Here is a 7,610-nt window from a genome sequence, read left to right as displayed (position 1 = left end):
GGAAAAGCGCGTATTTTTAGTCATCCTGTTACCTCTCTCTCAAAGAGTTTAGTCTCCAGGATTCCCGGGGCGGTTCAATCAGTGACGCCAATTCGCAGATTTTGGCTGCAATAGAGCACCGCGAGATTTTGTATCACATACAACAGGGGCGCGGCCAACCAAAAACTAATGAGAAAAATGAGTTGCAGCGTCACTTGCTTTCGTTCATCAAGCATACCCAATTCCGTGATTTGTCCTAAGAAAAAGGATTGGCCGATATGGCATATCGCGCTTAAAAGAGTCGCCAAAACAATGGTAAGCGTACTCCATGGCGCGCAAAACTTGACAGTATCCCAAATGTAAAACCCGATACGATCGATGGGCTTATGGAGGGGTATCGGACGCGGGGTGGCAATGTGCAGGGATGCGAGCCTGGCGGTGCTGAATTTCCATAGCGACTGCAAAATAACATGAGCGGAACATTTAGGCGTTTTCAATGAGCACGCCTCCCAAGCCGGCTATTTTTCTTAGAACATTGATAAGCATTGCTGTCGATATATCTCCTGGTAAGCGTTGATTTAGGGTATCGAAAGATGATTGAAGCGGGTAAAATATTTCAAATTAGCTAAATGCGGTCTTTGCCGTACATTGGAGAATAGGGTCCGTATAACAGTCCTCGGGGCACACCGGCGGATAACATTCGGGTGCTGGTTATGCCCGCGATATCATGCCCCCGGTCCATTAAATTGCTCGCCACCTGACTGACCGCGGCGGTAATCAACATACCTATCAGGTTATTATTGTTATCGTTATTCCGCTCATCACTCGATGCCGTTGCCTGACCGGACCATAACAGCTTTCCGGAACGCAAATCCACTAACCTTGCCTTTGCGGTGACGCGCGTGTCGCTGGACAAGATTAAATATCGGGTGCCATAGTCGGTGACATCCACGTACAACACGGCATCGGCCCCAAAAATCTGATGTAATTTGGCGACGCTGACGGCATGAATGTCCTGAGGCGCCGTCAAGCCATTTTGTTTGAAGGTTTCTTCCACCAGCGCGACCGGCAAAACATAATAACCGCTCTCAGCCAGCGGCAGCGTCATTTGCGAAAGCATGCTATGGCTGGCATTGACATCCAGCGACTGATTCACCGGCGGCAGCACCAGGATTGATCTTGGTTTGCTTTGTTTGAAAGCCGTATAATCATAAGCGGCGGGCTTGGCGCAACCGGTCAGCGCCAGAATAAACATCGCGCCGATGGAAACGAAAAAACGGTTCATTACGCCCCTCCTTTATTTTTGCTCATCAGGTAATCCATATAGGGCGCGGCCTCGGGAAATAGCGTTTTTTCTTGTCTGAACGCTTGAAAAGCCAAATCGATATGACCGGTATTCGCATAAAGCAGGCCAAGATGGGCGTGCAGTCCCGGCGGGACTTTTTTTGCCGTGGCATGCGTTTCTTCGAGGGAGGCTTTCAGCGAGGCAATCTGTTCATCGGGGCTGGTTTTCCCTCCCTGATAATATTGATATACCGTGGTCTGGTATTTATCCCAGTGATAGATTTTTTTCGGCGCGGTTGCGCAACCCGCCATCAACACGCTGGCTGCCAGAATAAGGTTTTTTGCTGTTTTTGTCATTCGAGTCGACATCCTTTAGTTGGCCGGGCGCCATGCGCCGCTTTCAATCCCTGAAACCAGATTGTTGACCGCCTCACGGATAGCCAGATCCAGCACCTTGCCATTCAATGTGGCGTCATAACTTGCCGTGCCGCCGAAACCAACGACTTCCCGGTTGGACAGCTGGAACTCCCCCGCGCCCTGGGGGGAGAAAACCACCTCAGAGGTCTGTACGTTAACGATATTGAGCGCCACCTTGGCATAAGCGATTTGTGTTTTACCCCGGCCGAAAATACCCCAGAGTTGTTGGTCGCCCACCTCTTTTCGGCCGAATTCAGTCACATCCCCGGTAACGACATAGGTGGCGCCCCTGATCTGCTGCCGCTGCCCCTTGATATTGGCTTCCGTCTTCAGTTCGCCCATATTGGCGCGATCCAGCACGTTGAACCGCCCGGTTTGCTGTAAATGCGTGATCAGAATGGTTTTTGATTGGTTGCCCAATTGATCAACGCCACCTGAAAAAATGCCATTCATATAATGAGAGCGGTTATCAAATTTACCCACGACGATTGGGCTTCGGGGACCCTGATAAGGCGTATGATATGAGGCGACTTTTTGCACCGCAACGGTATGCGAGGATTCGGTGGCGCACCCCCCCAGCAACGCCACGGGAATCAGCAGCGAAAAAAGCAAACCTGTTTTTGCCATAGCCTAACCTCCTTCCATTGGATTTTTTATTCTTGACACAGGTTGAATTACCCGCGCTGACATTGTTGCAACAGGCATGTTCACCCCACGGCGACAAAAAACTTTAACGTCTCTCGCCGAATGTTTAAATCGGGTATTTACCCCAGTCGGGTGGCCGGAGATTTGCCCGAAACGCCCGCCTGCGGTGGCAATGCCACGTGACCCCGTTAGCGTTTATCCGTGGCGGCGGCGAACACACTGACCGGTCTTTCGATAACATGGAAAATAGGATTCATTTAACGATTCAGGATAAAAAAACGCCAAATGATCCCTCTTAGGAATAATCACCAAAAATTGACCTGGCATTAACAGAATAAATGCAAAAAAGCAAAGTTATGCCCAATAATGAAAAATACGCAACGCTATTGATTGATTTTTCAGCAAAAAAATGCGAATCGTTACGCACTAAAATCAGGCTGACAAAAAACGTCGTGGTGCAACCCTGGCAAACGCTCTTGCTTTTATTTGCGTACATGAAAGGAATTTTTTTGTAACATATTGATATTTAATGTCTTAAATTCATTTCAGTAATTGGCATATTTATTGCTGAACTTTAGCCTGCCATTAGCAGATAACCCTGTAATGCGCATCAGACCCTAAACAGCCATTCGTTTTCTCTTTTGGAATGCGACCCTAATTCAATGAGGCGATTATGATGAAAAAGCGGATTTTACATGTCACTGTAACGGCGGTATTGGTGTCTTCTGCCCTGGCCGCCGGCAACGCCATGGCGGATGAAGTAAAAATCGGCGTGGTGTTGCCCCTTAGCGGTGCGTTGAGCGGCTACGGCCAGCCCTCGCAAAAGGGGGTCGAGCTGATTAATAGCATGCAGCCAAAGCTGAAAAACGGCGATGACATTAAACTGGTGGTCATTGACGACAAGAGCGACAAAGTGGAAGCGGCCAATGCCATGCAGCGTCTGGTGTCCAGCGATAAAGTGGATGCGGTGATAGGCGAGGTGACATCCACCAACACCATGGCCATGACCAACATGGCGGAAGAAACCAAAACCCCCCTGGTGTCCCCCACCGCCACTAACGACCGCGTCACTCGCGGCAAGGAATACGTTAGCCGCGTTTGCTTTTCCGACAGTTTCCAGGGTGTGGTGGGCGCCAATCTGGCCAGCCGCGACTTGAAAGCTAAAACCGCCGCTATCGTGTTTGACAGCAGCAATGATTATTCAGTGGGGCTGGCGAAAGCTTTTCGTACCCAGTTCTTGAAAAACGGCGGCAAGATAGCCGTGGAAGTCCAAGCGCCGGGTGGCAGCAAAGACTTCAGGGCGCAGCTCTCCACCATCAAGTCCCATAACGTGGATATGATTTACATGCCGATCTACTACACCGAAGGCGCGCTGATTGCGGTACAGGCCAAGCAATTGGGTCTGAAAGTGCCGGTGGTGGGCGGTGATGGTCTGGCGGCGGATCCGATTTTCTTCAAGATGGGCCAGGATGCGGTAAACGGCTGGATGACCACTGACTATTACTCGCCGAACGCCAAAAACCAGACGCCGGCCGGCGTTGAGTTTATCAAGGCGTGGACGGCCAAGTATCAAGAGCCGACCCACACCTGGGGCGCCATGACGGCGGATGCCTACAATATGATTATTCGCGCCATGAATGCCTGTAGCAATCCCCATGATCGGGTCTGTGTGAACAAAAACATCCGCGCCACCAAGGATTTTGTCGGCATTACCGGCACATTGACCCTTAAAGACGGCGATGCCATACGCCCGGCGGTCATTAACGAAGCGAAGGACGGCCAGTTGGTGTTCAAGACCGTGGTCAATCCGTAATTCACTTGCGCAACGTTAAAGGATGACATGATGGATCTTGCCGTTTTCTTGCAGCAAGTCGTTAACGGCATGAGCCTGGGCAGCATGTATGCGCTGATCGCCATCGGTTACACCATGGTGTACGGCGTTTTGCGGCTGATTAACTTCGCTCATGCCGATATCATGATGGTCGGGGCGTTCATTGCCCTTTATAGTTTTACCTCGTTCGGACTGCCCTTCGGGGCAGCCGTGATATGCGCGGTGCTTATCTCGGCGTTGCTGGGTATTTGCATCGACCAAATCGCCTATCGTCCCTTGCGGCAAGCATCGAAGATTTCCATGCTGATTACCGCCATCGGCGTCAGTTTCTTTCTGGAAAATCTGTTTAACGTGTTATTCGGCGGCAGCCCGCGCTTTTTCGACGCGCCGCCGTTTTTCAATAATACCTTTACGATCAAGTCCATTGTCATCACCAATGTCGCCTGGATAGTGCCGTTGATCACCTTGGTGCTGCTGGCCGCTATCTTGCTCATCTTGTATCGCACCCGGCAAGGGATGGCGATACGCGCGGTGGCGTTCGATGTCAATACGGTGCGGCTGATGGGAATCGACGCCAACCGCGTCATTTCGCTGGTGTTTGCCCTGGGCAGCGGACTTGCGGCCCTCGGCGGCGTGTTTTACGCCATCAGTTACCCGAGCATCGACCCGTTGATGGGCGTGCTGATTGGTCTGAAGGCCTTCGCCGCGGCGGTGCTCGGCGGTATCGGCAGCGTGACCGGCGCGGTGCTCGGCGGTTTTATTCTCGGTTTTACGGAAGTGGTGGCGGTGGCGGTATTTCCTGAGCTCGGCGGCTATAAGGATGCCTTCGCTTTCATGTTTCTGATTTTGGTGCTGCTGTTTAGGCCGGTGGGCATCATGGGTGATGAACGACTGGAAAGGAGCCGTTTCTGATGAAAATGCCCCAGACTTCTCCGTTCTGGTATCTTGGCTGCGCGCTGCTGTGCGTCTTGACGGTGCTGGCGCTGTTTGTGTTACAGCATCTGTTTAATGACTATATTCTGCGTATTGTCTGCAATATTTTTATCTTTATGATCCTGGCGGTGAGTTATAACCTGATAAACGGCGTTACCGGCCAGCTTTCGCTGGAGCCCAATGGTTTCGTCGCGGTGGGAGCCTACGTTACCGCCATTTTACTGCTGACCAGCAAAGCCAAACTGGACATGTATGAAATGGCCGCGCCCAGTCCGGTGATTCTGGCGCTGCATACCTCGTTCCTGCCGGCGCTCATTATCGGCGGTTTGTGCGCGTCGGTGCTGGCGGTATGCCTGTCGTTTCCGGTGTTTCGGGTACGCGGCGACTATCTGGCTATCGTCACACTGGGTTTCGGCTTTATTATCAAGATTTTCGCCATCAACAATCCGCAGGTGACCAACGGCGCCATTGGCATCAATAATATTCCCCAAGCCGGCAATATGCTTTACTGGTGCGGGTTATTCGCCCTGGCCGCCATTCTGTTTATTCTACAACTGGTTTTTTCCAAGTTCGGCCGGGCGATGCGGGCGGTGCGCGATGATGAAGATGCCGCCACCGCCATGGGTATCAATACGTTTCGCGTCAAAACCTATGCATTCGCCACCAGCGCCTTTTTCGAAGGCGTCGGCGGCGGCCTGCTGGCTTCCCTGTTGACTATCATTTCCCCTGACCTGTTCGATTTTATGCTGACGTTCCAATTGCTTATTATTATCGTATTGGGCGGATTGGGCAGCACCACCGGGGCGATACTCGGCACCATTGTGGTGGTGGGCAGCGGCGAATGGCTGCGTTTCCTTGACCAGCCCATGGCGCTGTTTGGCTATGATCTGGGCACGCATCCGGGGTTGCGTATGGTGGTGTTCTCCCTGGTGCTGCTGGTTATCATGCTTTTTGCCCGCGAAGGGTTGTTGGGCAAACGGGAGGTTTGGGAAATAGGCCGGGGGCGCAAAAATGGCAATTGAACCGTTGCTCAGCGTTGAAAATGTCGCCATGCAGTTCGGCGGGCTGCGCGCTATCGATGGCGTCAGCTTTCAGATCATGCCGGCGGAAATATTTGGATTGATTGGTCCCAATGGGGCGGGTAAAACCACCCTGTTCAATATCATCACCGCCAATTACCGGCCGACCCACGGCGCGGTCCGGCTGACGGATACGCTGCTGACCGGGCTTAAGCCCAATCAGGTGGTGCATCAGGGCATCGCCCGCACTTTCCAGAATATCCGGCTATTCAGATCGATGACCGTGTTGGAAAATGTTCTCATTGGTTTTGATCGCGCCATCCACTATTCGTTCCTGGAGGCGGCGTTGCGCTTAGGGCGATTTTTCCGCTCCGAACGTCTGGCGAAAGAAAAGGCACTGGCGTTGCTGGAGTACATCGGTATCGCCCAGCATGCCGATGCTCTCGCCACCCATCTGAGCTATGGTAATCAACGCAAGGTGGAAATCGCCCGGGCAATGGCCACCTCCCCGAAACTGCTGTTGCTGGACGAGCCCGCCGCCGGCATGAACCCGAAGGAAACCGCGGAACTGGCGCAACTGATTTTCAGGATGAGAACGGATTTCGGCCTCACCGTCTTGTTGATCGAGCATGATATGTCCTTCGTCAATACGCTGTGCGAACGGGTGCTGGTGCTGGATTACGGCAAGCCGCTCTTTAGCGGCACGCCGCAGGAAGCCGTCAACGACGCGGAGGTCATCGCCGCTTATCTGGGGGACATCGATTATGCTTAAAGCCAGCGGGCTACAGGTGTTTTATGGGCTGATTCAGGGATTGCGCGGAATCGATATCGAGGTCAACAACAGCGAGATCGTCACCCTTATCGGCAGCAACGGCGCGGGGAAAACCTCCACGCTCAATGGCATCATCAATTTGGTGAAATCCTCCGGCAAGGTGACATTTCTCAACGAGGATATTTCGCGCAGTCCCACCCATCAAATTGTGCGCAAGGGGCTGGCGCTGGTGCCGGAGGGACGCAAAGTCTTTACCAATCTCACCATCGAGGAAAATTTGCGCATGGGCGGGTATAACAACCCGATGAGCTTTAACCCGCTGCGGGACAAAATGTATACGTTGTTCCCGCGCCTGAAAGAGCGGCGTACCCAGATGGCCGGTACCATGAGCGGCGGGGAGCAGCAAATGCTGGCCATCGCCCGCGCGCTGATGAGCGAACCGGCACTGCTGATGCTGGATGAGCCCAGTCTGGGTCTGGCGCCCAAAGTGGTGGGCGAGCTGTTCGCCACCATTAAACAGTTGCAAAGGGAGAACATCACCATTTTGCTGGTGGAGCAGAATGCCACCGCCGCGCTGAAAATCGCTGATCGCGCGTATGTCCTGGAAAACGGCGGCATTGTGCTGCATGGCCCAGCGCGGGACATTCTGGCCAATCCGGAGGTCAAACGGATGTATCTGGGCGGCTAGCCAAACTTAACGCCGCGGGCAGCACCACAACGCCAGCAGTAT

9 protein-coding genes are annotated in these 7,610 nt (G+C 52.9%); 5 read left to right on the top strand and 4 right to left on the bottom strand.

The window, feature by feature from the left end:
- Positions 1–74: 74 nt before the first annotated feature.
- The 4 genes from FCN80_RS26490 to FCN80_RS17580 all read right to left on the bottom strand — a co-directional run bounded on the left by FCN80_RS26490 (position 75) and on the right by FCN80_RS17580 (position 2,307).
- Positions 75–215, bottom strand: coding sequence for a hypothetical protein (locus tag FCN80_RS26490; RefSeq protein ID WP_170975440.1), 141 nt, complete (start codon positions 213–215; stop codon positions 75–77).
- Between the two features lie 389 nt (positions 216–604).
- Positions 605–1,264 carry a DUF799 domain-containing protein gene (locus FCN80_RS17590; RefSeq protein ID WP_136991479.1) on the bottom strand — a complete coding sequence of 220 codons (660 nt, stop codon included), beginning with the start codon at positions 1,262–1,264 and terminating at the stop codon, positions 605–607.
- Complete coding sequence (locus tag FCN80_RS17585; RefSeq protein ID WP_136991478.1) at positions 1,264–1,620, bottom strand: DUF4810 domain-containing protein; 357 nt, start codon at positions 1,618–1,620, stop codon at positions 1,264–1,266. The genes FCN80_RS17590 and FCN80_RS17585 overlap by 1 nt, the downstream gene beginning before the upstream one ends.
- 15 nt (positions 1,621–1,635) lie before the next feature.
- Complete coding sequence (locus FCN80_RS17580) at positions 1,636–2,307, bottom strand: CsgG/HfaB family protein (RefSeq protein WP_136991477.1); 672 nt, start codon at positions 2,305–2,307, stop codon at positions 1,636–1,638.
- Between the two features lie 691 nt (positions 2,308–2,998).
- Between FCN80_RS17580 and FCN80_RS17575 the strand changes: the two genes are divergently transcribed.
- Genes FCN80_RS17575 through FCN80_RS17555 form a run of 5 tightly spaced genes read left to right on the top strand, consistent with a single transcriptional unit; the run spans position 2,999 to position 7,568 of the window.
- Positions 2,999–4,138, top strand: a complete 1,140-nt coding sequence (locus FCN80_RS17575; protein ID WP_230492748.1) for an ABC transporter substrate-binding protein — start codon at positions 2,999–3,001, stop codon at positions 4,136–4,138.
- A 30-nt stretch (positions 4,139–4,168) separates the two neighbouring features.
- Positions 4,169–5,068 (top strand): branched-chain amino acid ABC transporter permease, encoded by a 900-nt coding sequence (locus FCN80_RS17570; protein ID WP_136991475.1) that lies wholly within the window; start codon positions 4,169–4,171, stop codon positions 5,066–5,068.
- Positions 5,068–6,111 (top strand): branched-chain amino acid ABC transporter permease, encoded by a 1,044-nt coding sequence (locus tag FCN80_RS17565; RefSeq protein ID WP_136991474.1) that lies wholly within the window; start codon positions 5,068–5,070, stop codon positions 6,109–6,111. The genes FCN80_RS17570 and FCN80_RS17565 overlap by 1 nt, the downstream gene beginning before the upstream one ends.
- Positions 6,101–6,880 carry an ABC transporter ATP-binding protein gene (locus FCN80_RS17560; RefSeq protein ID WP_136991473.1) on the top strand — a complete coding sequence of 260 codons (780 nt, stop codon included), beginning with the start codon at positions 6,101–6,103 and terminating at the stop codon, positions 6,878–6,880. Before FCN80_RS17565 ends, FCN80_RS17560 begins: the two co-directional genes overlap by 11 nt.
- Positions 6,873–7,568 (top strand): ABC transporter ATP-binding protein, encoded by a 696-nt coding sequence (locus FCN80_RS17555; RefSeq protein WP_136991472.1) that lies wholly within the window; start codon positions 6,873–6,875, stop codon positions 7,566–7,568. Before FCN80_RS17560 ends, FCN80_RS17555 begins: the two co-directional genes overlap by 8 nt.
- The last annotated feature ends 42 nt before the right edge of the window (positions 7,569–7,610 follow it).

This window comes from Martelella alba, assembly GCF_005217455.1.
Taxonomy (GTDB): domain Bacteria; phylum Pseudomonadota; class Gammaproteobacteria; order Enterobacterales; family Enterobacteriaceae; genus Acerihabitans.
Note: the sequence above shows the minus strand (reverse complement) of the source record. Positions and strands in the feature narration are given on the sequence as shown.